Annotated in this window: 25 protein-coding genes and 3 tRNA genes; 12 read left to right on the top strand and 16 right to left on the bottom strand. The window is 70.0% G+C overall.

Features of this window, described 5'->3' with window-relative positions; translation table 11 throughout:
- The first annotated feature begins 2 nt into the window (after positions 1–2).
- Positions 3–1,019, top strand: a complete 1,017-nt coding sequence (locus ACFVH2_RS01190; RefSeq protein ID WP_378420739.1) for an FAD-dependent monooxygenase — start codon at positions 3–5, stop codon at positions 1,017–1,019.
- Between the two features lie 217 nt (positions 1,020–1,236).
- Here the strand turns inward: ACFVH2_RS01190 and ACFVH2_RS01185 are convergent, their stop codons facing one another.
- A complete protein-coding gene (locus ACFVH2_RS01185; protein ID WP_378420737.1) occupies positions 1,237–1,485 on the bottom strand; it encodes a hypothetical protein in 249 nt (82 codons plus the stop codon).
- Positions 1,486–1,593: 108 nt separating this feature from the next.
- Complete coding sequence (locus ACFVH2_RS01180; RefSeq protein ID WP_378420735.1) at positions 1,594–1,917, bottom strand: hypothetical protein; 324 nt, start codon at positions 1,915–1,917, stop codon at positions 1,594–1,596.
- 206 nt (positions 1,918–2,123) lie between these two features.
- Between ACFVH2_RS01180 and ACFVH2_RS01175 the strand changes: the two genes are divergently transcribed.
- A complete protein-coding gene (locus tag ACFVH2_RS01175) occupies positions 2,124–2,603 on the top strand; it encodes a hypothetical protein (protein ID WP_378420733.1) in 480 nt (159 codons plus the stop codon).
- Between the two features lie 236 nt (positions 2,604–2,839).
- Here ACFVH2_RS01175 and ACFVH2_RS01170 read toward each other — a convergent pair whose 3' ends face one another.
- From ACFVH2_RS01170 to ACFVH2_RS01160, 3 genes are all read right to left on the bottom strand, one after another.
- The gene (locus tag ACFVH2_RS01170) at positions 2,840–3,697 is read right to left on the bottom strand and encodes a DUF1707 domain-containing protein (protein WP_378420731.1); all 858 of its coding nucleotides are present in this window, start codon (positions 3,695–3,697) and stop codon (positions 2,840–2,842) included.
- A 35-nt stretch (positions 3,698–3,732) separates the two neighbouring features.
- Complete coding sequence (locus ACFVH2_RS01165; RefSeq protein WP_378420729.1) at positions 3,733–4,593, bottom strand: DUF1707 domain-containing protein; 861 nt, start codon at positions 4,591–4,593, stop codon at positions 3,733–3,735.
- 135 nt (positions 4,594–4,728) lie between these two features.
- Positions 4,729–4,814, bottom strand: a tRNA-Leu gene (locus ACFVH2_RS01160).
- A gap of 162 nt (positions 4,815–4,976) precedes the next feature.
- Here ACFVH2_RS01160 and ACFVH2_RS01155 point away from each other — a divergent pair.
- From ACFVH2_RS01155 to pknB, 7 genes are all read left to right on the top strand, one after another.
- Positions 4,977–6,269 (top strand): FhaA domain-containing protein, encoded by a 1,293-nt coding sequence (locus ACFVH2_RS01155; protein WP_378420727.1) that lies wholly within the window; start codon positions 4,977–4,979, stop codon positions 6,267–6,269.
- A 172-nt stretch (positions 6,270–6,441) separates the two neighbouring features.
- Positions 6,442–6,906 carry an FHA domain-containing protein gene (locus tag ACFVH2_RS01150; RefSeq protein WP_378420724.1) on the top strand — a complete coding sequence of 155 codons (465 nt, stop codon included), beginning with the start codon at positions 6,442–6,444 and terminating at the stop codon, positions 6,904–6,906.
- Positions 6,903–8,384 carry a protein phosphatase 2C domain-containing protein gene (locus tag ACFVH2_RS01145; protein ID WP_378420722.1) on the top strand — a complete coding sequence of 494 codons (1,482 nt, stop codon included), beginning with the start codon at positions 6,903–6,905 and terminating at the stop codon, positions 8,382–8,384. Before ACFVH2_RS01150 ends, ACFVH2_RS01145 begins: the two co-directional genes overlap by 4 nt.
- Positions 8,384–9,838 carry an FtsW/RodA/SpoVE family cell cycle protein gene (locus tag ACFVH2_RS01140; RefSeq protein ID WP_378420720.1) on the top strand — a complete coding sequence of 485 codons (1,455 nt, stop codon included), beginning with the start codon at positions 8,384–8,386 and terminating at the stop codon, positions 9,836–9,838. Before ACFVH2_RS01145 ends, ACFVH2_RS01140 begins: the two co-directional genes overlap by 1 nt.
- A complete protein-coding gene (locus ACFVH2_RS01135) occupies positions 9,835–11,325 on the top strand; it encodes a peptidoglycan D,D-transpeptidase FtsI family protein (RefSeq protein WP_378420718.1) in 1,491 nt (496 codons plus the stop codon). The genes ACFVH2_RS01140 and ACFVH2_RS01135 overlap by 4 nt, the downstream gene beginning before the upstream one ends.
- A gap of 3 nt (positions 11,326–11,328) precedes the next feature.
- Entirely contained in the window at positions 11,329–12,699 is a 1,371-nt protein-coding gene (locus tag ACFVH2_RS01130) for a serine/threonine-protein kinase (protein ID WP_378420716.1), read from the top strand.
- On the top strand, positions 12,696–14,624 hold the full coding sequence (gene pknB / locus ACFVH2_RS01125) for a Stk1 family PASTA domain-containing Ser/Thr kinase (protein WP_378420713.1): 1,929 nt from the start codon (positions 12,696–12,698) through the stop codon (positions 14,622–14,624). Before ACFVH2_RS01130 ends, pknB begins: the two co-directional genes overlap by 4 nt.
- 115 nt (positions 14,625–14,739) lie before the next feature.
- Here the strand turns inward: pknB and ACFVH2_RS01120 are convergent, their stop codons facing one another.
- Together ACFVH2_RS01120 and ACFVH2_RS01115 are read right to left on the bottom strand one after the other, a co-directional pair.
- Positions 14,740–15,399, bottom strand: a complete 660-nt coding sequence (locus ACFVH2_RS01120) for an aminodeoxychorismate/anthranilate synthase component II (RefSeq protein WP_378420711.1) — start codon at positions 15,397–15,399, stop codon at positions 14,740–14,742.
- An 82-nt stretch (positions 15,400–15,481) separates the two neighbouring features.
- A complete protein-coding gene (locus ACFVH2_RS01115; protein ID WP_378420709.1) occupies positions 15,482–16,228 on the bottom strand; it encodes a DUF881 domain-containing protein in 747 nt (248 codons plus the stop codon).
- 222 nt (positions 16,229–16,450) lie between these two features.
- Between ACFVH2_RS01115 and crgA the strand changes: the two genes are divergently transcribed.
- Positions 16,451–16,714, top strand: coding sequence for a cell division protein CrgA (gene crgA / locus ACFVH2_RS01110; RefSeq protein WP_378420707.1), 264 nt, complete (start codon positions 16,451–16,453; stop codon positions 16,712–16,714).
- Between the two features lie 92 nt (positions 16,715–16,806).
- Positions 16,807–17,277 carry a PH domain-containing protein gene (locus ACFVH2_RS01105; RefSeq protein WP_378420705.1) on the top strand — a complete coding sequence of 157 codons (471 nt, stop codon included), beginning with the start codon at positions 16,807–16,809 and terminating at the stop codon, positions 17,275–17,277.
- Between the two features lie 55 nt (positions 17,278–17,332).
- Here the strand turns inward: ACFVH2_RS01105 and ACFVH2_RS01100 are convergent, their stop codons facing one another.
- Together ACFVH2_RS01100 and ACFVH2_RS01095 are read right to left on the bottom strand one after the other, a co-directional pair.
- On the bottom strand, positions 17,333–18,289 hold the full coding sequence (locus tag ACFVH2_RS01100; protein ID WP_378420703.1) for a rhomboid family intramembrane serine protease: 957 nt from the start codon (positions 18,287–18,289) through the stop codon (positions 17,333–17,335).
- A gap of 16 nt (positions 18,290–18,305) precedes the next feature.
- The gene (locus tag ACFVH2_RS01095) at positions 18,306–18,866 is read right to left on the bottom strand and encodes a peptidylprolyl isomerase (RefSeq protein WP_378420701.1); all 561 of its coding nucleotides are present in this window, start codon (positions 18,864–18,866) and stop codon (positions 18,306–18,308) included.
- 16 nt (positions 18,867–18,882) lie between these two features.
- On the opposite strand from ACFVH2_RS01095, the gene ACFVH2_RS01090 reads away from it, so the two are divergent.
- Positions 18,883–19,338, top strand: coding sequence for a hypothetical protein (locus ACFVH2_RS01090; RefSeq protein ID WP_378420700.1), 456 nt, complete (start codon positions 18,883–18,885; stop codon positions 19,336–19,338).
- A gap of 45 nt (positions 19,339–19,383) precedes the next feature.
- On the opposite strand, the gene ACFVH2_RS01085 is transcribed toward ACFVH2_RS01090, so the two are convergent.
- From ACFVH2_RS01085 to gyrA, 7 genes are all read right to left on the bottom strand, one after another.
- Positions 19,384–20,688, bottom strand: coding sequence for a lipase family protein (locus ACFVH2_RS01085; RefSeq protein WP_378421369.1), 1,305 nt, complete (start codon positions 20,686–20,688; stop codon positions 19,384–19,386).
- A 203-nt stretch (positions 20,689–20,891) separates the two neighbouring features.
- Complete coding sequence (locus ACFVH2_RS01080; RefSeq protein WP_378420698.1) at positions 20,892–21,587, bottom strand: hypothetical protein; 696 nt, start codon at positions 21,585–21,587, stop codon at positions 20,892–20,894.
- A gap of 90 nt (positions 21,588–21,677) precedes the next feature.
- Positions 21,678–21,750 (bottom strand) — tRNA-Ala (locus ACFVH2_RS01075).
- A 7-nt stretch (positions 21,751–21,757) separates the two neighbouring features.
- A complete protein-coding gene (locus tag ACFVH2_RS01070) occupies positions 21,758–21,868 on the bottom strand; it encodes a DLW-39 family protein (protein ID WP_378420696.1) in 111 nt (36 codons plus the stop codon).
- A gap of 27 nt (positions 21,869–21,895) precedes the next feature.
- Positions 21,896–21,969: transfer RNA gene (locus ACFVH2_RS01065), tRNA-Ile, on the bottom strand.
- Positions 21,970–22,069: 100 nt separating this feature from the next.
- The gene (locus ACFVH2_RS01060) at positions 22,070–23,500 is read right to left on the bottom strand and encodes a DUF3566 domain-containing protein (protein WP_378420694.1); all 1,431 of its coding nucleotides are present in this window, start codon (positions 23,498–23,500) and stop codon (positions 22,070–22,072) included.
- Complete coding sequence (gene gyrA / locus ACFVH2_RS01055; protein WP_378420692.1) at positions 23,501–26,014, bottom strand: DNA gyrase subunit A; 2,514 nt, start codon at positions 26,012–26,014, stop codon at positions 23,501–23,503.
- Positions 26,015–26,165 lie beyond the last annotated feature (151 nt).

The following is a 26,165-nucleotide window of genomic DNA, read 5'->3' as shown; positions in this document are numbered from 1 at the left end:
TCATGCGTGGAACAGCGACGGTCATCGGCGGCGGCATCGGCGGGCTCACCGTGGCGAACTACCTCGTGCGCGCGGGCTGGGAGGTGCGCGTCCACGAGCGCGCCGACGGCCCCCCGGCGACGGGGACGGCGCTCGGCATGTGGCCGCAGGCACTGGCCGCCCTCGACGAGGTCGGCCTCGGCGACCAGGTCCGGGCGCGCGGCGTGCCCCAGTCGTCCGGAACCATCCTGAGACCCGACGGTTCGACGATCGCGCGCGTCGCGGTTCGCGGTGGCACGACCCGACTGATCTCCCGCCCGGCGCTGCTGCGAATCCTGGCCGAGCCGGCGTCCAGGGTCCTGCGCTACGGCAGCGCCGTCACCGGTCCGGCCGGCTACACGTCCGACGTGGTGATCGGGGCGGACGGCATCAACAGTCGGGTCCGGCACGCGCTGTTCGACGACCGCCGCCCGCGCCCGCTACGGATGGCCGCCTGGCGCGGTTGGACCCCGGGAAACGCCGTCGGAGCCTGCGAAACCTGGGGCGAGGGTGCACTGTTCGGAACGACCCCGCGCGACGGAGACCTCACCAATTTCTTCGCCGCCGTCCGCATCGAACCGGGTGCCCTCGACGGTGGGATCGAGTTCCTGCGCGCGAAGTTCGGCGCCTGGCACCCCGGGGTCCGCGAGATCCTCGACCGCCTCGACCCCGCCGCCGTGCTGCACCACGACCTGTACGACTCCCCCGCGCTGCCGTCCTACGTACGCGGGAACGTCGCACTCATCGGTGACGCCGCGCACGCGATGGCGCCGAACCTGGGCCGCGGCGCCTGTGAGGCGATCGTCGACGGGGTGGCGCTGGGACGGGCACTGACCGAGAGCCCGGACGTCGCGGGCGCCCTGCGCCGCTACGACCGCGCCCGACGCCTCCGGACCCGCATGCTCGTGCGCGCGTCGGCCACGATGGCGCGGGTGGCCACGGCCGGACGTGGACGACGGGTGCGGGACGGGGCGCTCGGGCTGGTGACAATGCGCCGATGACGGCGAAAAGGGCCCTGAAATGACTACTGACCGCAGCGAATCGTGTCAGCTGCGGTCAGTGCTGACGTAACCATAGCGTGACCGGATCGTGACTTCGCGGGATTGTGGGGAGGGTCACTCTCGTGGGTCGTCCGACACTCACCGATCTCAGCCGGCAGGTCGCGCGCATCGCCGGCACCGCCCTGGTCCAGTCTCGCGAGCCGCGGGGCGACCCCAGTCAGCGTCCGGAGCGTGCTGCACGCCAGACGGCGTGGTCGACCTCCCACGGGGTGACCGGGCCGCCCTCCGATGCGCTCAGCTCTCGCGCGATGTCCTCGAGCAGGGTGCGGGCCGAGTCCACGGTGACCGTCGCGCCGTGGCGGGCGAGCCAGCGCAGCACCATCCGATCGGGTTTGACGGTCTGCTGGTCCCCGATCAGCACATCCACAGGTAGTCCCGGCGGTTCGATGCTGTCGTCGACGTGCACACCCCGGAAGTTAGCCGCCCCGTCCGACAGGACCGGTGATCTCCGGTCTCGACACCGGCCCGCTCCCCAGGCATGAACTCCCCACGGTCGCGAACGGGACTTGTGGACTCAGCTGAGCTCTTCGAGCGCGAGGCGGCGAGCGTGCCCGGCTGAGGATTCGGGATCGCGCCCAGCGGTGACGATGTCGGTCATGTCCTCGTCCTCGGCGATCAGATCGAGGACCTCGGTGACCGTGTCCGGGGACAGGTTCAAGGGGTCCTCGTCCGGGTCCTCGACGTCCTCGGGCATCGTGGCCGGCGCCCTCAGGATCAGCGGGAGCTCGTCACCGAGCACAGTGGTCGTGATCCGCGTCAACTCGCCGCCCCGGATCTCGCGTAGGTCAGGGTCCGCGGCGATCGCCTCGACAGCGGTGGAGCCCGTCACGGGCGTCACGCCGCCGTCGTGGTTGCGCCGGCGCACTGCCGTCCCGTCCGACACCAACTCGAACCGCTCGACGAGGCGGTCGCCATCGTCGCGGTAGCGGGCAATCTCGTAAACCTTCGTGGTCGCTCATGAACGCGGTCCCCTCTCTCGGATCGGCGGTGATTCGGCTCGTTGTTGGGCGGCAACGGAATCCAGCGTCAGACGCAGGTGGTCGCATGGGCTCCTTCGGCAAGGGTGAGTCGGTGCAGGTCGACGAGTGTCGTCTGGTCGAGGCGGGATCCGATGTAGCCGCCTGCCAGGACGAAGGCGACAGGCAGTCTCCGTTGACGGCACCAGTCGAGACGATCCGCTCGCGTTGCCCGAGAACCTCGGGCGGTGATCCCGTCCAGGCCGCCGATACCGCACCCCAGATAGGGGTGCATGCCTGCGTTGTACAGGCACAGGTCGAACGGGCCGATCCGGTCGGCTTGTGCCACAGCCTGTTTGACGGTGAGCAGGTTGTGACTGACGCCGTAGTTCGACTCGTGAGTGTTGGATGGCCAACAAAAAAACGAGGCCGCGACCTCGTTCGAGTTCGTGACCTCGTTCGTCGCAGTTCGTGGAACTGCTGGTGGCGTGAGGTTCGCGTTGCCTGGTCACAGGCGGTTTCTGATTCGTCGATCCAGAAGATCTATCCGCGATTTCCAGAGAATTGACCACCTAGTCGCAAGGAGACGGGCAAGCGCCCCTCACCGGCCACTCGGCCGTTTCGCGGGAGTCAACCGTTGAGCGGGAGCGCACTTCGTAGACCGGGGTTGTGGCTCAGTCTTGTCTGCCGATCATCCAGCCGGGCCGTGCTGTGCCTGGTGCTGCGGGCTGCGGGCTGCCGCGGCGTGTTACCTGGGGTGGTGGGTCACCCGTACCCGCGACCTCGCCTGATGCTGGTCCGCGCTCACTGGTCCGCTCGGTGGATTCGTCGGATGACCCCGTCGAACCCGACGCTGAGGTAGCCCCTGGTGCCCTGCTCGTCATTCGTCAGGTTCATCTCGACGATCGGCCCGCTCGCTCCGATGATCACGTGCGCCGAGGTCGGGTTCTCGACCCGGAGGGTCCGGTCTGCTCCGGAGAACAGCCCGATCAGGCGAGGCAGGTTCTGCCGGAGCGGAGCGAGATCGTTGGGCACCGCGTCACTGCTACGCGAGGACGTGCCCTGGTCGGTGAGTTCTCCTGTACCGGCGGTGATTCGGTAGCGGTAGCTCTGGTCCTGGCCGGGCTTGCCGGAGATGGGCCGTTCGATCTCAGCGCGGTCAGGGTAGATCGTGATGCGGTCGACTACCAGGTCACCGAACTCACGCTGCATGGCGTCGAGCATCTGTCCGAACCCCGCAACCGTGAACAGCGCATTGCGGTCCGACGTCTCGGGCGACGCCCAGTTCTTTCCCGAGTGGGGGGCCTTGCCCACCAGCGTCACGAACAGCAGCCCACCGACGAGTGCCGCGCCGGCCAGGACCACAGCGCGGCGCCGTGGCGTCGGCCTCAGGGGCGTCGCCGCGGTAGGAGTCGACGTAGTAGAAGTCGACGGCGCGGGCTGCCGATCCGGAGGAAGTGGCGTGAACCGTGTTCTCCCGACGACCTCGTCGGTGAGCTGCAGGTCGCCGACGAGCCGGTCGAGTTCGTCGAGGGTCGCCGCGGCGGCGGCGGATTCGACGCGCGCACTGTGTTCGTCGGGGCTCAACTGCCCAGTCTCGTAAGCGGCGTCGAGGAGAGCGCGGGCATCGGCCCGGTCGATGTCGCGAGCGCGTAGCGGCACGGTCGTAGTGTGTAGGCGGCGGTTGGTCGCCATCGTCAGCGCTGCTCTGCGGTCTGGACATCGACGACCTCGCCGTCGAGTGTCGCGGTCACGCTCCCCTTGGACTCGTCGTTGTCCACGACGTACACCGTGACGCGCGGCTGGCCGTCGTAGGCGCGGATCGCGACGAGATCGATGCGACCGCTGGGCCGACGCACCTGCTGCGGCGCGCTGGCGATGAGCGCACCGATGCGGTCGGCGTCGAGCTGAGTGAGGTCGACCGTCTGCTGATCCCGATCCCGGATACCGGGTAGGTTGGTCCACTGCTCGAACCCGCCGCTGAACCGCCACCGCAGGTACCGGTGCGGCTGGCTTGGGACCATCCGTACGACGATGGCATCGTCCCGGTACAGATCGACGTCGTCGGCGATGGTGTCGTGGAACTGCAGTTCGAACAATCGCACGAACTCGCGGATGCCGTCGGCGGTGTGCAGGTCGATCGGTTCGACTGCGATCGGGTCCGGTTCACCGGCCGCCGCAGGCTGGGCGGCAGTCGATCCTGACGCGCCGGTCGACTGGTCACCACCGGCAGCGCTGATGGACAGCAGGTAGCCGGTGATGCCGCAGACCACCACCGCCGCAGCGGCCACCGCGGCCAAGGCGAGGCCACGGCGGTGGGACTGTCCGGCCTCGTCGGCGGGCGTCTCCGGCGACTCGCGAAGATGGTCGGGCACCTGCAGATCCTCGGTGAGTGTCCACAGATCGCCGAGCGTCTCGGCGTGCATCGCGTCCGCAGTGCGCTCCTCGTAGTCGTCGACGCCGAGCTGACCGTCGCCGTACGCGGCATCGAGCCGGCTGCAGGTCTGCGCGCGGTCAATGTCCCGCGCCCGAGTTTTGGGTGATCTTGGATCGGGCACGCCCCGATCCTAGGAAACGTGCTGTGACACCGAGGTGTCGAGGCAAGCATGATCTCAACTCGCCCAGGACGAAAACGAGGTCACGACCTCTTTCGAGTTCGTGACCTCGTTCGTCGCAGTTCGTGGAACTGCTGGTGGTGGGCGAAGGGGGACTTGAACCCCCACGTCCCGAAGGACACTGGCACCTGAAGCCAGCGCGTCTGCCATTCCGCCACTCGCCCGAGCGACGCTGGAAACACTAACACGACCCGCCCCGGAATCACGATTCGCCCCCCTCACCTGCGGCGGAGCACCGAGGCTCCACCGCCCCGAAGGAAAGGTAGATATCATGCAGAGGCGGCGCTGACGCCGCGACACGCGGAGAACGTGGGAGAGGAGGCACCATGGGGATCGTCCAGCGATTCGAACGCAGGCTCCAGGGCGCCGTCGGCGACGGATTCGCCCGGGTGTTCGGCGGCGGAGTCGTCCCCCAGGAGGTGGAGGCCGCGCTTCAGCGCGAGGCCGCCGACCGGGTCGAACACCTCGACGGCGGACACCTGCTGGCCCCGAACTCCTACGTGATCACGATCAACGAGTCCGACCACGAAGAACTGGCCGCGGACCGAGACTTGACAGTGAAGGCATTCGCCCGACACCTTGAGGGCTTCATCCGCGACCAGGGATGGCAGACATACGGACCGATCACCGTTCGGTTCGAGTCGTCACCCACGCTGCACACCGGTCAGTTCCGGACCAGCGGAGCGGTGAACCCGGACGTGGGCGCAACTCCCCACCCCGACCGGGGGCAGGCAGTACCGTTACCGCCCGCGCAGGCACGACCCTCCGCACCATTGAACCCAGGAGCTGGCTACATGACGCAGAACTCAGGCTTCGACCCCAATCGTGAGCCCGCGGACGACCGCGGCGAGGGTCGGTCCGGGTACCAGCAGGACTATCCGGTCAACGGATACGCACAGAACGGCAGCAGCTACCCGGCATATCCGGCTGCCGCGTCGCAGACCGGGTACGACCAGGCCGGTCCGCACAACGGGTACGCCCACAACGGGCACCGCAACGGCAGCGAGTACCCGACCGGCGGCGGCGCCGGAACGCAGCAGCAGCAGTCGCCCGCGTACCCGCCGGCGCAGCCCCAGGCGCAGGGCTACGACTACCCGCAGGCCGACTACCAGCCGGCCGACTACCCGGCGAACCCCTACCCGCCCAGCGACTACCCGGCGCCGGACTACGCCGCGAACCCGTACCCGCCTGCCGACTACGCGGCGAACCCCTACCCGCCCAGCGACTACCCGGCAAACCCGTACGCGCAGCAGGACTACCCGGCCTACGGTCAGCAGCAGGCCTACGCCCAGCCGTACGGATCCGAGTACGGCGGCTTCGACCCCAACCGCACCCTCACCGCAACCCTGCAGCTCGAGGACGGCAGCGGCCGCAACTTCCAGCTCCGGGAGGGTCGCAACGTCATCGGCCGTGGCCAGGAGGCGCAGTTCCGGCTCCCCGACACCGGCGTCTCGCGCCGGCACATCGAGATTCGCTGGGACGGCCAGGTCGCCATGCTCTCCGACCTCGGCTCCACCAACGGGACCACCGTCAACGGTGCGCCCGTGCAGGACTGGCAGCTCGCCGACGGCGACGTCATCCGCGCCGGCCACTCCGAGATCCTGGTGCGCATCATCTAGTCGCCACGATCGACAATCACAGAGCCGCACCACCGGAATTCCCTGCGAGTTCCGTATTGTGGTTGGGCACGCTCATATCGCGATCGACCTCGGCCGCATCGCCATAGGATGCTGCCAGCAAACGCCGGAGTACTCGGGGAAACCCGCTCGCCAGAGGAGGAGGTGGACCGCTGTGCAGGGACTCATCCTGCAGCTGACCAGGGCAGGCTTCCTGTTGCTGCTGTGGTTGTTCGTGTGGGCGGTCCTCCGGACGCTGCGCAGTGATGTGTACGCCGCGTCCGGTGTTCGGGTGCCGACCCGTTACTCCCGCAGCTCCTCGGTCCTGCCGACCTTCGGCAAGCAGAAGGTCGCCAAGAACCTGGTCGTCACCCAGGGCGCGCTCGCCGGCACCCGGATCACGCTCGGCACCCAGCCGGTGCTGATCGGGCGGGCCGACGACTCCACCCTCGTCCTCACCGACGACTACGCCTCCACCCGCCACGCCCGCATCTCGCCACGCGGAACCGATTGGTACGTCGAGGATCTCGGCTCCACCAACGGCACCTACCTGGACCGCGCCAAGGTGACCACCGCGGTTCGCGTGCCGCTCGGAACCCCGGTGCGAGTGGGCAAGACCGTGATCGAGCTGCGCCCGTGACCCTCGTCCTCCGCTACGCGGCCCGCAGCGACCGCGGCCTGGTGCGCTCGAACAACGAAGACTCCGTGTACGCGGGCCCCCGACTGCTCGCGCTCGCCGACGGCATGGGCGGTCACGCCGCCGGCGAGGTCGCCTCGCAGCTGATGATCGCCGCCCTGGCCCACCTCGACGACGACGAACCAGGCGACGATCTGCTCGGCAAGCTCGAGGCCGCCACCCGCGACGGCAACGCCGCCATCGCCGAACAGGTCGAGGAGGAGCCCGAACTCGACGGCATGGGCACCACCCTGACCGCAATCCTGTTCGCGGGCAGCAAGCTCGGCCTCGTGCACATCGGCGACTCCCGCGCCTACCTGCTGCGCGACGCGACGCTCACCCAGATCACCCGCGACGACACGTTCGTGCAGTCCCTCGTCGACGAGGGCCGCATCACCGCCGAACAGGCACACACGCACCCGCAGCGCTCGTTGATCATGCGCGCGTTGACCGGCAACGAGATCGAACCCACCCTCACCGTCCGCGAGGCCCGCACCGGCGACCGGTACCTGCTGTGCTCGGACGGGCTGTCCGACGTGGTGAGCGACGAGACCATCGCCGAGGTGCTCGGCGACGGCGACCCCGGCGACTCCGCGGACCGGTTGATCGAACTCGCCCTGCGCAGCGGCGGACCGGACAACGTGACCGTGGTGGTCGCCGACGTGGTCGACGTCGACTACGGCCAGAGCCACCCCATCGTCGCGGGGGCCGCCTCCACCGAGGACGAGGAGGACGCCCCGCCGCCCGACACCGCCGCCGGCCGCGCCGCGGCGATGCGTCCGCCGCGCGCCATCCCGCGCCGCGTCGCCGTCCCGACCGATCCGGAGCCGGCGAAGAAGAGCCACCGCCTGCGCTGGATCCTGTTGTCGCTCGGCCTGATTGCCGTCGTCGTCGCGGGCCTGGTGATCGGCCGGGTGCTGATCCGGCACAACTACTACGTCGGCGCCAGCGACGGTCGCGTCGCGGTGTTGCAGGGCGTACCCGGCTCGGTGCTCGGCTACTCGCTGCAGGAGGTCGACCTCGTCGGCTGCGTCACCGACGCCGGCAAGCTGAGCCTCGTCCCGCCGGACTCCAAGCCCGCGACCTGCTCGGTGCTGATGGTGGACGACCTGCAGCCCTCGGCCCGCGAACAGGTCCGCGCCGGGCTGCCGTCCGGCTCCCTCGACGACGCCAAGAGCCAGATGACCCGGCTCACCGTCGGCGACCTGCTGCCGGTCTGCAAGGTCGCGACCAGCACGCCGACCCCGACGCCCACCCCGGCCGCACCCGTGCCGACGCCCACGCCGACCCCCGGACCGGCGCCCGCACCCGCACCCGCACCCGCGCCCGCTCCGGAGCCCGGCCCTGCTCCCGCCGCCCAACCGGCCCCCACCACCGAGCCCGTGTCCGCGCCGACGACTCCCGCCCTGGTTCCGGGGCAGAACTGCAGGACCGGTCGCTGATGTCAGTGTCCGCCGCACCGTCGGGCGCCTCCTTCCCCAGCCCACCCGGAGGATTCGCGCCCGCGCCGCCACAGTCGAACCGACGCGGCGTGGAACTCGCGCTGATCGGCTGCGCGATCGTCATCACCACGATTTCGCTGGTGCTGGTCGAGGCCAGCCAGGAGCAGTCCATCACCTGGGACCTGGCCAAGTACGCCTTCGCGTACGCCGCCCTGTTCCTGATCGCGCACCTGGCGGTGCGTCGTTTCGCCCCGTTCGCCGACCCCCTCCTGTTGCCGATCGTCGCGCTCCTCAACGGTCTCGGCCTGGTGCTCATCCACCGACTCGACCTCGCCGACGCAGCCACCGCCGCCTACTTCGGCCGGGCCATCCCCTCCCCCGACGCGAACCAGCAGGTGATGTGGACCGCGCTGGCGATCGCCGGGTTCATCGCGGTCCTGGTCTTCCTGAAGGACTACCGACTGCTCGCCAGGTACAGCTACACGCTGGGCCTCGCCGGTCTGATCCTGCTGGCGATCCCGGCGGTGCTGCCGGCCTCGATGTCCGAGGTCAACGGCGCGAAGATCTGGATCAAGCTGCCGTTCTTCAGCATCCAGCCCGGCGAGTTCGCGAAAATCCTGCTGATCATCTTCTTCGCGTCTGTGCTGGTGTCCAAGCGTGAGCTGTTCACCACCGCGGGCAAGCACCTCTTCGGCGTCGACCTCCCCCGCGCGCGGGACCTGGGGCCGATCCTGGTGGCCTGGGTGGTCTCCATCGGCCTGCTGGTCCTCGAGACGGACCTGGGGAGCTGCCTGCTGCTCTTCAGCACCGTGCTGGTGCTGCTCTACATCGCGACCGAACGCGTCGGGTGGCTGCTGATCGGCGGCGGACTGCTCGCCATCGGGTTCGTCTTCGCGTACCAGGTGTTCGGGCACGTCCGGGTCCGGGTGGACACCTGGCTGGACCCGCTCGCCGACTACAACAACACCGGATTCCAGATCTCGCAGTCGCTGTTCGGTCTCGCCACCGGCGGGCTGGCGGGCACCGGCCTCGGCAGCGGCAGGCCCTCGCAGGTGCCGTTCGCCAAGACCGACTTCATCGTCGCCACCATCGGGGAGGAACTCGGGCTGATCGGCCTGGCCGCGGTGCTGATGTTGTTCCTCATCTTCGTCATCCGCGGGCTGCGGACCGCGCTCGCCGTGCGTGACAGCTTCGGGAAGCTGCTCGCCGCCGGGCTCGCGTTCACCGTCGCGATCCAGGTGTTCGTCGTCGTCGGCGGCGTCACCAAGCTGATCCCGCTGACCGGCCTGACCACACCGTTCATGTCCTACGGCGGGTCCTCGCTGCTGGCCAACTACCTGCTGCTGGCGCTGCTGATGAAGATCTCCGACTCCGCCCGCACCCCACCGCAACCGAAGAAGAAGGGACCCGCACCCATCGCGGACGCACCGACCGAAATGCTGAGGCGCCCATGAACACCCCCCTGCGGCGCGTCGCGATGGCGGTGATGGTGATGGTCGTCGCTCTGCTCGCCAACGCCACCTACGTCCAGGTCATCAAGGCCGACGACCTGCGCACCGACCCGCGCAACTCGCGGGTCCTGCTCGACGAGTACTCCCGTCAGCGCGGGCAGATCTCGGCGGGCGGTCAGGTGCTGGCGGCCTCGGTGCCGACCGACGACCGGTACAAGTACCTGCGGACCTATCCGCCGAACCCGGCGGCGACGTCGAGTCCGTTCGCGAACGCCCCGGTCACCGGCTTCTACTCGATGCTCTACGGCAACACCGGCCTCGAGCGCAGCGAGGACGCGGTGCTCAACGGCTCCGACAACCGGCTCTTCGGCAGGCGATTCTTCGACCTGGTGTCCGGTCGCGACCCGCGCGGCGGAAACGTGGTCACCACGATCAACCCGGTCGTGCAGCAGGTCGCGTACGACCAGCTGACCGCGAAGGGCTACACCGGATCGGTGGTCGCGATCAAACCGAGCACCGGCGAGATCCTGGCGATGGTGAGCACCCCCAGCTACGACCCGAACCTGCTGGCCAGCCACGACGGGACCGTGAGCACGCAGGCCTGGGAGTCCCTCAACGCCGACCCGGACAAGCCGCTGCTCAACCGCGCGGTGTCGCAGACCTACCCGCCCGGATCCACGTTCAAGGTGGTCGTCACGGCGGCCGCGCTGTCGAAGGGCTCGACGCCCGACGAGCAGCTGACCGCCGCGCCGAACATCACCCTGCCCGGCACCAGCACGACGCTGGAGAACTACAACGGCACCACCTGCGGCGGCGGCCCGACCGCGTCGCTGCGGGAGGCGTTCGCGCGGTCCTGCAACACCGCCTTCGTCGAACTGGGCATCAAGACCGGTGCCGACGCCCTCAAGGACAAGGCCGCGGCGTTCGGCGTCGAACCCGACTCACCCGGGATCCCGATCCCGGTCGCCGACGGCACCGTCGGTTCGATCCCCGACGACGCCGCGCTCGGCCAGACCAGCATCGGCCAGCGCGACGTGGCGCTGAGCCCGCTCGAGAACGCGGTGATCGCCGCGACCGTCGCCAACGGCGGCGTCCGGATGCAGCCGCACCTCGTCGCGCAGCTGCAGAGCCCCGACCTGTCGAACCTGGCCACCACCAACCCGGAGTCCAAGGGGCAGGCGGTCACTCCGCAGGTCGCGGCGACGCTCACCGATCTGATGGTCGGATCGGAGAACAACACCGGCGGCGGCGGGAAGATCCCCGGCGTGCAGATCGCGTCGAAGACCGGCACCGCCGAGCACGGCACCGACCCGCGCAACACCCCGCCGCACGCCTGGTACATCGGCTTCGCCCCCGCCCAGAATCCGCAGGTCGCGATCGCCGTGATCGTGGAGAACGGCGGCGACCGCGCGCTCGCCGCGACCGGCGGCTCCGTGGCCGCCCCGATCGGCCGGGCCGTCATCTCGGCCGCACTGAAGCAGGGGGGCTGAACGTTGACCCTCAACAACGGCGGCGTCATCGCGAACCGCTATCGACTGCTGCGCCTGATCGCCACCGGCGGCATGGGCCAGGTCTGGGAGGCCACCGACAACCGGCTGCACCGGCGGGTGGCGGTCAAGGTGCTCAAGGCCGAGTTCTCCACCGACCCGGAGTTCCTGGAACGGTTCCGGACCGAGGCACGCACCACCGCGCAACTGAACCACCCCGGGATCGCCGGGATCTACGACTACGGCGAGACCCGGGACGCCACCGGCCAGGCGACCGCCTACCTGGTGATGGAGCTGGTCAACGGCGAACCGCTGAACACGGTGCTGGCCCGCGTCGGTCGGCTGTCGCTGCCGCACGCGCTGGACATGCTCGAGCAGACCGGCCGCGCGCTGCAGGTCGCGCACGCGGCCGGCGTGGTGCACCGCGACGTCAAGCCGGGCAACATCCTGATCACCCCCGCGGGCCAGGTGAAGATCACCGACTTCGGGATCGCGAAGGCCGTCGAGGCCTCACCGGTCACCCGGACCGGGATGGTCATGGGCACCGCCCAGTACATCGCCCCCGAGCAGGCCCTCGGCCAGGACGCGTCGCCGGCCAGCGACGTGTACTCGCTCGGCGTGGTCGGCTACGAGGCGCTGGCGGGATTCCGTCCGTTCACCGGCGACGGGGCGCTGACGGTCGCGATGAAGCACGTGCAGGAGATTCCGGCCCCGCTGCCCGCGGACCTGCCGCCGAACGTGCGCGAACTGATCGACATCACGATGGCGAAGGATCCCGCCGCCCGGTACGGCAGCGGCGGCGAGTTCGCGGACGCCGTCGCCGCGGTTCGCTCGGGTCTGCGCCCGCCGCTGCCGGGTGCCGGACGCCCGACCGCCGCCACCACGGTGGTCGTGTCGCCCACCGCCGGGACCCAGATGCTCCCGTCGTCCCAGTCCGAATATGCTGGCCCCGAGTCGGGTTCGGTGCCGGCGCCGCCGCCCGGAATGACCACCGGGCAGAAGGTGATGGCGTGGGGCGGAGGCGGCCTGCTGCTGGCGGCGCTGCTGACCGGCGCGGGGATGCTGCTGTTCGGCGGTGGCGACGCGCCGTCGACCACCCCGGTGACCACCCGGCCCCCGATCACGACGACGCACGTGCCGACGACCACCAGGCAGCCGACGACGACGACGGAACCGCCGATCACGACCACCACCGAACCACCGACCACCACGACGACGGAACCGACGACGACCACCACCGAAGCACCCACCACGACCACCACCACCGAGCCTCCGACGACCACCACGACGAAGGCCACCACCACCACGAAGCACGCGACCACGACCGCCACCACGCCGGGCGAGACGACGAGCCCAGCCCCCCAAGGACAGCCATGACCACACCGCGCAAACTCTCCTCCCGCTACGAGCTGGGCGAGATTCTCGGCTTCGGTGGCATGTCCGAGGTGCACCTGGCGCGCGACATGCGCCTCAGTCGTGACGTCGCGATCAAGGTGCTGCGCGCCGACCTCGCCCGCGACCCCACGTTCTACCTCCGCTTCCGGCGTGAGGCGCAGAACGCGGCCGCGCTGAACCACCCGGCGATCGTCGCCGTCTACGACACCGGCGAGGCCGAGACGGACGCGGGCCCGCTGCCGTACATCGTCATGGAGTACGTCGACGGCGTCACGCTGCGCGACATCGTCCGCGGCGAGGGCCCGATGCCCTCGCGCCGGGCGATGGAGGTCATCGCCGACGTGTGCGCGGCGCTGGACTTCAGCCACCGCAACGGCATCGTGCACCGAGACATCAAGCCCGCCAACATCATGATCAACCGCGCAGGCGCGGTGAAGGTGATGGACTTCGGCATCGCCCGGGCCATCTCGGACAGCTCGAGCCCGATGACGCAGACCGCCGCGGTCATCGGCACCGCCCAGTACCTCTCCCCGGAGCAGGCCCGCGGCGAGCAGGTCGACGCGCGCTCGGACGTGTACTCGCTGGGCTGTGTGCTGTTCGAAATCCTCACGGGCGAACCGCCGTTCAAGGGCGACTCGCCGGTAGCGGTTGCGTACCAGCACGTCCGGGAGGACCCGGCGCTGCCGTCGTCGGTCAACCCCGACATCCCGCGGGAGCTGGACTCGATCATCCTCAAGGCGATGAGCAAGAATCCGGCCAACCGCTACCAGAGCGCCGCCGAGATGCGCAGCGACCTGGTGCGGGTGCTGGGCGGTCAGCGCCCCGGCGCCCCCATGGTGATGAACGACGAGGACCGCACCACGATCCTCGGCGCGATGGACTCGTCCGGCGGGTACGCCGCGGCCCCCGCCGCCGAGCCGGTCCCGGCCGCGGCGCCGGGCCCCCAGAATGCGGCGCCCGGCAAGAGCAAGGCGATGCGGAATGTGCTGCTCGCCGTCGGTGCGCTGGTCGTCGTCGGCATCGTCGGCGCGTTCCTGTGGTCGCTCGGCCCCGGGTCGAAGGCCGCACAGAAGATCGTGCCCGACGTCACCAACCAGTCGTCGCAGACCGCCCAGACCACGATGCAGAACGAGGGCTTCCGGGTGCAGACGCAGCCGAAGCCGAGCGCGGTCGTGGCCAAGGGCAACGTCATCGCCAGCATTCCCGTCGCCGGGAGCAAGGCCGACGAGGGCACCACGGTGACCCTCGACGTGTCCAGCGGCCCGGAGCAGGTGGAGGTCCCGAAGCTGACCGGGATGAGCCAGGCGCAGGCCGCGCAGGCGCTCAACGCGGTCGGCCTGACCCTCGATCCGACGGTCACGCGCGCGCCGTCGACGACGGACCAGCTCGACAAGGTGACCGCGCAGGATCCCGCGGCGGGCGCGAACGTCGAGGTCAACGGCCTCGTCAAGCTCACCCTCGGTAGTGGTCCGGAGCAGGTGCGGGTCCCGAACGTGGTCGGCCAGACGCTCGAGGTGGCGCAGCCGAACATCGAGGGCGCCGGGTTCAAGGTGCAGGTCGAGAACGTCGACTCCGGGAAGACGAAGGGCCAGGTCGTGTCCACCGACCCGACCGGCGGCACCTCCGCGGCGCGGGGCACCACCGTCACGCTCAAGGTTTCCAACGGCAACATGATCCAGATGCCCGACCTGAGCAACCTGACCGTGTCGCAGTCGCTGGACGCGTTGCGGCGGGCCGGGTGGACCGGGTCGTCGAGCCAGCTGTCGCAGCACCCCGAGGCGACGCTCGAGACCGATCAGGTGGGCAAGGTCGTCACGCAGGCTCAGCCGCCCGGATCCGAGATGTCCAAGACCGCGACGGTGTCGATCGGCGTCGGCCAGCTGGGCATCCCCACCGGCCCCCGCTAGCCGGCCGCTCCCCCGTCGAGTGAACGGAATCGTTCACTCGATCAGATCGAACGAACGGTACGTTCACTCACCCGGAAGGTGAGCGGACGTACCGTTCGTCGTTTGCGCGGAATCCTCAGGAGTGGGTGAGCGCGTCCCCGAGAGCGCGCGCGACCTCCGACTCGAGGGTCCCGACGAGGGATTCGGCAGGTCGCTCACCGCACACCTCGAGCCAGTTCGCCAGCATCCGGTGCCCGCCCTGGGTGAGCACCGACTCCGGGTGGAACTGCACCCCGTGAATGGGCAGCTCGCGGTGCCGCATGGCCATCACGACGCCGCTGTCGGTGCGGGCGGTGACCTCGAGCTCGTCGGGGATCGTGTCCTTGAGCACCGTCAGCGAGTGGTACCGAGTTGCGGTGAACGGGTCGGGCAGGCCGGCGAGCACTCCGCCGCCGTTGTGGTGGACGATGCTGGTCTTGCCGTGCAGGAGCTCCGGCGCGCGGTCGACCGTCGCGCCGAACGACGCGCCGATCGCCTGGTGGCCGAGGCAGACGCCGAGCAACGGCGTCCGCGCGTCCGCGCACGCGCTCACGAGGTCCATGCTCGCGCCCGCGCGCTGCGGGGTGCCGGGCCCCGGGCTCAGCAGGATGCCGTCGAACTCCGCCGCGACGGCGGCGCGGTCGTCGAGCCGGGGGTCGTCGTTGCGCCAGACGGTGGCCGTCGTCCCGAGCTGACCGAGGTACTGGACCAGGTTGAAGACGAAACTGTCGTAGTTGTCGACCACGAGAATGCGCATCGGCCCAGGATATGCGCCGCTGCGACCGTGCGTGATCGGTACCCCTGGCGGGGTGCGGAACGCGCACGGGCGGCGGAGCCGGTCAGCGGGCGAACTTGGTCCGCAGCTGGCCGTTGTACGCCGGGACGGTCAGCGAATCGGACGCGGTCTGGGTGTAGCCGAGTCCGTACCGGACCGCGTACTGCTTGAACGTCCGCACGCCGGGTTCGGCGTCCAGGGCGGCCGCGATGGCGGCCGGGTCGCCGATGGCCGTCATCACGTACGGCGGGCTGTAGGTGCGACCGTGCAACAGCAGCGTGTTGCCGATGCACCGCGGCGCGGTGGTCCCGACCACCCGCTGGTCCTGCATCCCGACCGCGGTCGCCCCGCCCGCCCAGAGCGCGTTGAGGACCGACTGCACGTCCTGCTGGTGCACCACCAGGTCGTCGGGCCGGGCGTCGGCCGGGTAGTTGCCGTCCGAGTCCCGCGGCGCATCGGTGAGGGTGACCCGCACACCCGATCCGCTGACCTCGGACAGACCGGCGTCCGCCTCGAGGGCGTGGACCCTGTCGAGGGTCGCCGCGACGCCGCCGTCGGAGTGTGCGGCGGTGGCCTGCAGCGACTCGACCTGGGCGGCGAGGGCGTCCCGCTCGCTCGACACACGGTCGACGTCGTTCTGGGCGCCGCGCACCAGGTCCGACAGTCGGGTGGTGTCGCCGCGGCGCAACTCGTTCCCGGCGGACACCTCACGGGTCGTCGCGAACAGCAGCCCAGCGATCAGGCAGACCAGCGGGACGCACACGATCCAGAACGTCGACCGTCGACCGCGACGGGGTTCGTTCTCGGTCATCCGTGGTGCCTCCCCTCGGCGCGCGGACCACGCCGCGGATGCGGCCTGCTGGGCGATTTCGGTGCTCGGTCCTTGGCCGACGACGTCGGTGCTGGGTTAGCGTGTACCCGCGACCGGTAGGTTCGAAGATACCTGGTAGGCGTCGATGGCGACGGCTGCCACGGTGGCACGTGTCATCCCTTGAAGTCAGTTCATCCACGAGTCAATCCACACGAGGACGTCATGCCCAAGTCGAAGGTCCGCAAGAAGACCGACTACACGATCAATCCCGCGAACCGCACCCCGGTGAAGGTGAAGGCCGGCCCGTCGAGCGCGTTGTACGTCTCCGTGATGCTCGGTTTCATGCTGGTCGGGCTCGCCTGGCTGATCGTGTACTACCTCGCCGCGGACCAGATCGGATTTATGAACAGCCTGGGGGCGTACAACTTCCTGATCGGCTTCGGTTTCATGGTCGTCGGCCTCGTCATGACGATGAGATGGCGCTGACCTCGACTTTTCGTCGCGTGGCGCTTCCCAATTACATCGGTGTCATTCATCCCCAGTGTGGATAAGCCCTGTGGATAACCTCGGGAGTACGTGTGCATAACCCCGATCCGAGCTGGTCCACACCCACCCCCGCGCTCGTCGCGACGGGCGTCGGCGGGGTGGCGATGGCGCTGGCCGCGTCGCTGCTGCCGTCGGACCCGGCGGGCCGGTTCCTGATCGGCCTCGCCGCTGTCGGACTGCTGGCGGTCACCGCGCTCGGGGTGCGGCAGCGACCCCGCCTCGCCGTGCTCGACGGCGGGCGCGGTATCGCGGTCCGGCGGCTGCGTGGCCGGCTCGAGTTCGACCGGACCGACCTGGCCCAGGTGCGGATCGTGCGCTACCCGCGCTTCGGCCGCCGGGTTCCCATGCTCGAGATCGACGTGCGTCCCCCCGGCACCGACGACGACCGGCTGATGATCTTCGGCCGCTGGGACCTCGGCACCGACCCGACCGACGTGTTCGACGCCCTCACCCTCCGGGGCCTGGTGCCGCCCGACCGCAAGGGAACCTCCGCCGGCGGGTGAGGGGAACCGTCGACCAGTCCGGCCGAATGACGGTTCCCGTCACCCGAGCGGGACGCTAGAGGCCGAGTTCGCTACGCAGTTGCACGACCCGGACACCGACCACGCCCAGCGTCGCGACGGCGACAGCGGCGAGCCCGATCCACCCGATCCGCACGGCCTTGTCACGGTCCTGGCCGGCACCGAGCCACTGCGGCGCGTACAGCAGCGCGGCGGTCGCGGCGGCGCCCGCGACCAGACCGCCCAGATGACCCCAGAACGAGATTCCGGGCAACGAGACGCTGATGATCACGTTGATCGCGATCACCCCGATGATCGGAGCCGGGCTCCGGCGGAGTTTGAGCAGGATGATCGCCTGGGCACCCATGATGCCGAAGATCGCGCCCGAGGCACCGGCCGTGAAGCCGCTCCCCTCGAACGCCATCACCGACGCGGAACCGCCGAGCAGGGCGATCCCGTACACCGCGAGGTACCGCGCCCGCCCGAGGATCAGTTCGGTGTCGCGACCGAGGATGTACAGGGCGAACATGTTGACGGCCAGGTGGATCAGGCCGAAGTGCAGGAAGCCGCTGCCGATCAGGCGGATCCAGTCGCCCTGGGCCACGTCGTCGGGCGAGAGGACCCACCAGCCGAACAGCGGCGACTCGAACGTGGCCACGCCGGTGAACCTGTTGATCGTGCCCGCGCCGTTGTCCATCAGGGACTTGGCCTGCAGCACCGTCACCAGGAACACGAGGATGTTGACGGCCATCAGGGCGTAGGTCACCACCGGCGTCGGCCGGGTGGCGGTCACGGCGTTGCCGGCGACCCCGCGGACGGGCCGGACGTCTCGCTGAGCGGCGGCAACGCAGTCGACGCAGTGGTAGCCGACCGAGGCCTCACGCAGGCAGTCCGGACAGGCGGGGCGTCCGCAGCGCGTGCAGGACAGCCCGGTCGGGCGGTCCGGGTGTCGCACACACCGCGGTTGGGGCGGCGTCCCGTCGCCGGGCCCGCCACCCCAACCGGGGTTCGTCATCTCGAGTGCTTCCCGCTCAGGAGATGGTGATGCTGTTGATCACGACCGGCTCGACGGGGCGGTCCGTGCGGTCGACCGGGGTGCCGGAGATGGCGTCGACGACCTTCTTCGACTCGGCGTCCACGACCTCGCCGAAGATGGTGTGGCGACGGTTCAGGTGCGGGGTCGGACCGGTGGTGATGAAGAACTGCGAGCCGTTGGTGCCCGGGCCGGCGTTCGCCATCGCGAGCAGGTACGAGCGGTCGAACTGCAGCTCCGGGTGGAACTCGTCCTCGAACTTGTAGCCCGGGCCGCCGCGACCGGTGCCGGTCGGGTCGCCGCCCTGGATCATGAAGCCGTCGATGACCCGGTGGAACACGGCGCCGTCGTAGAACGGTCCGGCCTTGGTGCCGGAGGCGTTCTCGGTGCTGTAGTCCTTGGAGCCGTCGGCGAGGCCGACGAAGTTCGCGACGGTCTTCGGCGCGTGGTTGCCGAACAGGGCGATCTTGATGTCGCCGCGGTTGGTGTGCAGCGTTGCGGTTGCGGTCTGATTCGGTGAAGTCACCCCACCATCGTGCCATTCACCTCCGCCGCGCATGTGCGACAGTGGACAGATGACCCGCGCGACGAAGAACGCACCCGTCCCTGCCCGAGTCGAGACCGCGGCCCCGTCGGTCGACGAGGCCCCGTCGACCGCACCCGAGTCGGTCGCGCTGACCAGCGCACTCCGGTTCGCCCAGGGTGCCGCCCTGGGGCTGGCCAAGGGCACGGGCGGCCTCGCGAAGGGCACCGGCGCGGTGACCATGTACCTGCTCGGCCAGGGCGTCTCGCTGGCCAAGTCCGCGCGATCGCGGCGCCGGAGCGCGCCGGTGCTGGCCCTGGTGGACGAGCAGGCGGTCGCCGACGCGGTCAAGCCCGTGCGCGGCAAGCGTCGTGGCCGTCGGGTGGTGCTGGTGCTGGTCACCGGCGCGGCCGTCGCCGCGGTCGCCGTCCTCGTCAAGAAGCAGCGCACCGAGGCGCCGCCGGTGGCCGACGCGCCGCCGAGCCTGCGGGATCTCGAGAACGCCTGACCGACCGGTCGGGGGCGACCTGTCCGCCGTCCCCGACCGCAGACGTCAGCTCGCGCAGTTCCCCGCCACCGGCCGGCCGTTGAACCGGTCCAGCAGGAAGCTCGTGGCCTCAGGCAGCCCGAGCACCAGCGGGGCCCCGTGGTTGACGCCGAGGCCGGGAGCCAGGGCCGGCAGCGGATTCTCGGTGAACTGGACCGTCGCCCCGCGGCCACACCAGTCCGCGGCGAGCTGGCGGGCCTGACCGAATGGCACCACGTCGTCCCGCACGCCCGACTGCACGAGAACCGGCGCCGACGGCGTCAGCCGCCCGATCCGCTGTCGGTCGATCAACTCGTTGGCGAGGGGCAGCCGCGCCAGGACGGCGCCCAGCGGTTCCCCGGTACGGGTGTAGTCGCTGGTCTTCTGGAAGGCGAAGGCCGCCGCAGTCTCGGTGACGCACTGGTTCGCCACCTGCGCCAGCATCGCGCGTCCGCGTTCGTTGATCTCCGCGTCGACGGTCTCGTGCAGCTGGGGATAGGCCTGCAGCAGGCTGTTGATCGCGTAGCCGATGACACCGACGAGGGACGAGCCGTCGATCTGCGCCAGCGTGGCCGCCAGGTCGGCGGGTGGGGCTCCCGCGTACGTTCCCTTGACGTCCAGTTCCGGGGCGTAGCTCGACGCGAGTTCGGCGGCGGCCGCGGCCGCGCCGCCGCCCTGCGAGTATCCCCAGAACCCGACCGGTCCGTCGGGAGTGATCGCGGTGCCGGGGAGGCGCTGCGCGGCCCTGGCAGCGTCGAGCACCGCGTGCGCCTCGGCCGCCCGGTTGACGTAGGTGTGCACGCCCGGGGTTCCGAGGCCCTCGTAGTCGGTGACGACCACGGCGACGCCCTGCAACAGCAGGGCGTTGATCGCGAGCACCTCGTACTCGGGCATCGGGCCGTGCCCGGGTTCCATCGAGACGAGCTGGCCCAGGAGCTTGGACGGTGCGCACTGGTCGCCCTGGCCGTGGGTGCCGACCGCGAGGCTGACCAGCGGGCGGGCACCCGTGCCCGTCCACGGCGTCTGCGGATTCAGGTAGGTGCCGGTGACGGCGATCGGGGCGTCGTTGGCGTCCGCCGAGCGGTACATGATGCGGGTGGCGTCGGCGGGGAACCCACCGGTGGCGCTGGGCAGTCGGAGTGCCAGTGCGGCCGGTTCGGTGCGGACGAGGTCGCCGGCCGTGCCGGGGTCGAGCGGCGTGGGCGGGGTGTAGAAGTCGGGCGCTGCCGACGCGGGCGAGCCGACCGAGGAGAGCAGGGTGAGTGCCGCCGCGGCGGCGACCGCTCCCCGCGACGTCGCCTGCCACCACCGGATCGCGCGCTTGCTGTTCAACACCTGTGGCCCCCGCCGTGACGATTACTGTGACCCTGAGTACCGGGTCATCGGGACCGTAGCACAGGCCCCTACCGACCGGTAGGGACCTGTTCACGATCCCGACGACTGTCGAGGTGGTCCGTCAGATGTACTGCAGCACAACAACTCGCACGACCAACGTGAACGACAGGCGACCGAATTCGATTGCTACACAGGTTTGTTCACAATTCCACAGGCATGCCGCCCCAAGCGGTCGCTCGATTGGCTGCGACGGTCGCCCGGGCCGGGCGCGCGACCGCCAGCACGGCAGGCGCTTCCCGGCCCGGCCAGGTGCCGGTGAGCGTGTGCCGCTGGTCGGGTCCACAGGTGCCGTCGACCACCCGGACGACGTCCAGCTCCACAGCTCCCGCGGACACGGTGGTCACCGCTCCCCCTTTCACGGCAACGACCGCGGCGACCGGCTCGGGGACCGCGCTGCCGGCCCTGCCGCTGCCTCGCACCCGGGTGGTCACCTCGCGTCCGACTGCGCCGCCCGGTGACGCGTACTCGAGTTCCGCCTGCGTGCCACCGGTCAGGATCGCCGTGAGAACGGCGCGCACGTACACCGGGTCCGCGACCGCGTCGTACACCCACCTGCGCCCGAGGACGGAGTGCTCCATGGTCTCGACCAATGCCGATTCGGCGCCGGTCAGCGGGGATCCACGGTAGGTCAGCGGGACCTGCAGCACCTGCCCGTCGCCGGTACCCAGCAGGTGGGTCTCGATCCCCACCTCACCGTCGGGATCGTCGAATCGATACGCGCCGACGGCCCGCAGCGTGCTGGTGTCGGCGTCGCCGGCCCAGGGTTGGATCGGAACCCAGTTCCCGAGCAGTTCGATCTTCGACGGGACCAACCGGGCCTGATGGATGAGCGCCATGCCGCCGACAGTACGCACGGCGTGGGCGCCAACGAGAAAGAGCCACTTCCTCGTCGCGAGAAAGTGGCTCTGTCGTGCAGTCCAACTTTGTGGAGCCTAGGAGATTCGAACTCCTGACATCTGCCTTGCAAAGGCAGCGCTCTACCAACTGAGCTAAGGCCCCGTCCGCGTCAGCGGCTGGTGACCTCGTGCCAGACGTCCGCGCTGCGGTGCTGCGACCGCAGCTTGGTCAGTCCGAAGAGCACCGTCACAACGGCCGCTGCGAGTAGCAGAACCTTCATGCTCGAACCCTTCGTCGGCACGGGGAGTGGGCCTAGGAGGACTTGAACCTCCGACCTCTTCCTTATCAGGGAAGCGCTCTAACCGCCTGAGCTATAGGCCCGTATTCGGTACGAAGAACGTGTCTCTCGAACCGAGGCATGAGATTACCCCACCGACCCGCGGCCACCAAAATCGGGCCGGTGGGGAATCGAAATGCCAGGTCAGTCGCGGTCCGCCAACGTCACCTCGACGCCGCCGACCAGGTCGGTGCAGAGGTTGTAGATGAACGAACCGACGGTCGCCAGCGCGGTGAACAACACGACGTTCACCACACCGATCAGCGCCGAGTAGCCGAACACCTGACCCGCCGTGACGAGACCGGTGTTGCCGGACTCGGAGACGATGTCGGTGAAGGCGTTGTTCAGCCGGTCCCAGACGCCCATGCCGTCGAGCACGATGTACAGGAACCCGACCGCGAACATCCAGACGAAGAACAGCGCGACCGAGAGCACGAGGGACACCTTGAGCGTGGACCACGGATCGATCTTGCGGATCTGGACGGACGCCCGCAGCGGGTCTCCGACGGGGGTGGTCGCGGCGACCACCAGCGCGGGCTGCTGGCCGGTGCCCGGCGCGTGCACCGGCTCCGCGGGGATCGGGTGCTTGACCTCGGAGAGGTCCGGCAGATCCTTGGCGAGGTCGGTCCGGTCGATGTGCCGGGTCGGACCGTCGATGACGGCGGCCTTGGCCTTGGCGGTCTCGCGCTGCGCTGCCCGCGCGGCCGGGTCGGCCGCCGGCGGCCGCTTGGCGGCCGGCGCGGCGCTGGGCTGCCCGGGACCCGCCGGTCCCCCGTTGACCTGGGTACCGCGCTGCCACGGCGGGGTCTGACCCTTTCCGGGCGCCGACGCCGCGCCCGGTCGCGTGACTGGGCCCGCCGGGTCCTGCGGCCGGGCCGAGCCGGGCTGCGCCGGACGGGTGCCGGCGGCAGGCGGCTGCTGCGCGGGCCGTCCGGTGGGGGCGGCGGGCGGCTGCTTGCCGGCACCCGGCTCGGCCGGTCGCTGGGTGGGCGGCTGCGGCGGCTGCGCACCCGCCGGACGGCCGTTCTGCGGCCGCGGAGCGGTGGGCGGCGGCTGCGGTGCCGCGGGCGGCTTCGACGGTGAGACCGGTGCCGGCTGCGGCGCCTGCGCAGACTCGGCGGGCGCGTTCGGTGTCGCCGGTGCGGACTTCGGCGGCTCGGCCACCCGGTCGGCACCGGCGGGGGTCTCGGCAGAGCCCGCGGGCTTCGCCGGTGCCGCGGCCGGAGCCGGGGTGGAAGGCCGCGCTGCACCCGTCTGAGGAGCCTGCGACGGTGCACCCGACTGCGGGCCCGGGGCCCCCGGCTGCCCGCCACTCGCGGGCGCCGACTGGGGTGCGGCGGGCGCCGGAGCGGACGGCGGGGTGACCGGTTTCGGGGATCCGCCTGCGGGCTGCGCGGGACCCCCCTGCGGCGCCGGAGCGCCCTGGGCCGCTGACTTCTCCGCCTGCGCGGGACTCGGGTTCGGGGTCGGTGCCCCGCCCGGCCGGTCCCCCTGCGCCGGCGCACTCGGCGCCTGCTCGGCGGGGCCGGTGGCGGGTGCCACGCGGTCGCTGCCGGGCTGATGGGGAGTGGTCACTTACGACTCCTTCGGTGCGTCGGTCGCGGCGGCGTCGGACTCTTCCGGTTCGTCGGCGTTGCGCGCGATCGCGAGCAGGGTGTCGCCGTCCCCGAGGTTCATCAGACGCACGCCCTTGGTCTGGCGGCCGGCCTTCCGGACCTGCTTCGCAGCGGTACGGATGACACCCCCGCCGGAGGTGATGGCGTAGAGCTCGTCGTCGTCGTTGACGATGAGCGCTCCGACCAGGGTGCCACGGCGCTTGTCGTACTGGATGGTGAGCACGCCCTTCCCGCCGCGGCCCTGGACCGGGTAGTCCTCCATCGGGGTGCGCTTGGAGTAGCCACCCGACGTCGCGACCAGCAGGTAGGTGCCCTCCCGTACGACGTTGAGCGAGAGCAGCTCGTCGTCGCCGTTGAACCGCATGCCCTGCACGCCGGAGGTGGCGCGACCCATCGGCCGCAGCGCCTCGTCGGTGGCGGAGAAGCGGATCGACTGCCCCTGCGCGGAGACCAGCAGCAGGTCCTCCTCGGACGAGCAGAGCACCGCGCCCACCAGTTCGTCCTCGCCGCGCAGGTTGACGGCGACGATGCCGCCGCTGCGGTTGGAGTCGAAGTCGGTGAGCTTGGACTTCTTCACCAAGCCGTTGCGGGTGGCGAGCACCAGGTACGGCGCGTCCTCGTACGTCTTGATCTGGATGATCTGCGCGATCCGCTCGTCCGGCTGGAAGGCCAGCAGGTTCGCGACGTGCTGACCGCGGGCGGTGCGGCTGGCCTCGGGCAGCTCGTAGGCCTTGGCCCGGTAGACCCGGCCCTTGGTGGTGAAGAAGAGGATCCAGTCGTGGGTCGAGCTGACGAAGAAGTGCTTGACCAGGTCGTCCTGCTTGAGTCCCGCGCCCTGGACGCCCTTGCCGCCGCGCTTCTGCGAGCGGTAGAGGTCGGTCTTGGTGCGCTTGGCGTAGCCGGTCTCGGTGATCGTGACGACCACGTCCTCGCGGGCGATCAGATCCTCGTCCGAGACGTCCCCGTCGGCCGCGATGATGCGCGTGCGGCGGTCGTCGCCGTACTTGTCGACGATCTCCTTGAGCTCGTCGCGGACGATCGCGCGCTGACGCTCGGGCTTGGCCAGGATGTCCTCGAGGTCGGCGATCTCCCGCTCGATCTCGGCGAGCTCGTCGATGATCTTCTGCCGCTCGAGGGCTGCGAGGCGACGCAGCTGCATCGCCAGGATCGCGTCGGCCTGGATCTCGTCGACGGTCAACAGGTTGATCAGGCCGGCGCGGGCGATGTCCACGGTCTGCGACGCCCGGATGAGCGCGATGACGTCGTCGAGTGCATCGAGCGCCTTGACCAGGCCACGCAGGATGTGGGCCCGCTCCTCGGCCTTGCGCAGCAGGTACCGGGTGCGCCGGACGATGACTTCGAGCTGGTGGTTGACGTACAGCCGGATCATCTGGTCGAGCCGCAGGGTGCGCGGCACGCCGTCGACGATCGAGAGCATGTTGCAGCCGAAGCTGGTCTGCAGCTGGGTGTGCTTGTAGAGGTTGTTGAGCACGACCTTGGCCACCGCGTCACGCTTGACGGTGACGACGATCCGCATGCCGACGCGGTCCGAGGACTCGTCGTGGATGTCGGAGATGCCGGCGATCTTCGCGTCGCGCACCTGCTCGGCGATCGAGGTGATCAGGTTGTCGGGGTTGACCTGGTACGGCAGTTCGGTGATGACGATCGTGGTGCGCCCCTTGGCGTCCTCCTCGATCTCGACCACGCCACGCATGCGCACCGAACCGCGACCGGTCCGGTAGGCGTCGCCGATGCCCTGGCCGCCGACGATCAGGCCCGCGGTCGGGAAGTCCGGACCCTTGATCCGCTCCATGACCGCGTCGAGGGTCGCTTCCTCGTCGGCCTCGTAGTTCTCCAGCGCCCAGTAGATCGCGTCGGCCACCTCGCGCAGGTTGTGCGGCGGGATGTTGGTCGCCATGCCGACCGCGATGCCGCCGGAACCGTTGATCAACAGGTTCGGGACGCGGCTCGGCAGGACCGTAGGTTCCTGCGTCTTGCCGTCGTAGTTCGGTGTGAAATCGACCGTGTCGTGGTCGATTTCGCGGAGCATCTCCATCGCCAGCGGCGTCAGGCGACACTCGGTGTACCGCATCGCGGCGGCGCCGTCGTTGCCGCGGGAACCGAAGTTGCCCTGACCGTCGACGAGCGGGTACCGCAGCGACCAAGGCTGCGCCATGCGGACCAGGGTGTCGTAGATCGAGGTGTCGCCGTGCGGGTGGTAGTTACCCATGGTGTCGGCGACGGGACGCGCAGACTTCACGTAGCCGCGGTCCGGGCGGTAGCCGTTGTCGTACATCGCGTAGAGCACGCGGCGGTGCACCGGCTTGAGGCCGTCGCGCACGTCCGGCAGGGCACGCCCAACGATCACGCTCATCGCGTAGTCGATGTAGCTGGACTGCATCTCCTGCTGGATGTCCACCGGCTCGATGCGGTCGTGCCCCGGTTCCTCCGGCGGCAACGTGGTGTCAGTCATCGGCTCCTCTTCTTCTCAGCGAACGGTCCTGGTAGAGCCTGCGGACCCGGGGCGCGCGAAGCGTCGAAGATCGAAGGCTCCGATGCCAGGCACACGCAACCCGCCAAGTCTATAGGTGCAGGTCAGCCAGACCCGGCAGCACTCGCTGATT

Source organism: Rhodococcus sp. NPDC127527, from assembly GCF_042672245.1.
Lineage (GTDB): Bacteria > Actinomycetota > Actinomycetes > Mycobacteriales > Mycobacteriaceae > Rhodococcus_G.
This window is presented reverse-complemented; position numbering and strand designations above follow the sequence as displayed.

Bases quoted from the DNA above. Each gene is read 5' to 3' on its own strand.
- ACFVH2_RS01190 (WP_378420739.1), top strand. From the start codon at position 3: ATGCGTGGAACAGCGACGGTCATCGGCGGCGGCATCGGCGGGCTCACC.
- ACFVH2_RS01175 (WP_378420733.1), top strand. From the start codon at position 2,124: ATGGGCTCCTTCGGCAAGGGTGAGTCGGTGCAGGTCGACGAGTGTCGT.
- ACFVH2_RS01155 (WP_378420727.1), top strand. From the start codon at position 4,977: ATGGGGATCGTCCAGCGATTCGAACGCAGGCTCCAGGGCGCCGTCGGC.
- ACFVH2_RS01140 (WP_378420720.1), top strand. From the start codon at position 8,384: ATGTCAGTGTCCGCCGCACCGTCGGGCGCCTCCTTCCCCAGCCCACCC.
- ACFVH2_RS01135 (WP_378420718.1), top strand. From the start codon at position 9,835: ATGAACACCCCCCTGCGGCGCGTCGCGATGGCGGTGATGGTGATGGTC.
- pknB (WP_378420713.1), top strand. From the start codon at position 12,696: ATGACCACACCGCGCAAACTCTCCTCCCGCTACGAGCTGGGCGAGATT.
- ACFVH2_RS01120 (WP_378420711.1), bottom strand. From the start codon at position 15,399: ATGCGCATTCTCGTGGTCGACAACTACGACAGTTTCGTCTTCAACCTG.
- ACFVH2_RS01115 (WP_378420709.1), bottom strand. From the start codon at position 16,228: ATGACCGAGAACGAACCCCGTCGCGGTCGACGGTCGACGTTCTGGATC.
- crgA (WP_378420707.1), top strand. From the start codon at position 16,451: ATGCCCAAGTCGAAGGTCCGCAAGAAGACCGACTACACGATCAATCCC.
- ACFVH2_RS01100 (WP_378420703.1), bottom strand. From the start codon at position 18,289: ATGACGAACCCCGGTTGGGGTGGCGGGCCCGGCGACGGGACGCCGCCC.
- ACFVH2_RS01095 (WP_378420701.1), bottom strand. From the start codon at position 18,866: ATGCGCGGCGGAGGTGAATGGCACGATGGTGGGGTGACTTCACCGAAT.
- ACFVH2_RS01090 (WP_378420700.1), top strand. From the start codon at position 18,883: ATGACCCGCGCGACGAAGAACGCACCCGTCCCTGCCCGAGTCGAGACC.
- ACFVH2_RS01080 (WP_378420698.1), bottom strand. From the start codon at position 21,587: ATGGCGCTCATCCATCAGGCCCGGTTGGTCCCGTCGAAGATCGAACTG.
- ACFVH2_RS01070 (WP_378420696.1), bottom strand. From the start codon at position 21,868: ATGAAGGTTCTGCTACTCGCAGCGGCCGTTGTGACGGTGCTCTTCGGA.
- gyrA (WP_378420692.1), bottom strand. From the start codon at position 26,014: ATGACTGACACCACGTTGCCGCCGGAGGAACCGGGGCACGACCGCATC.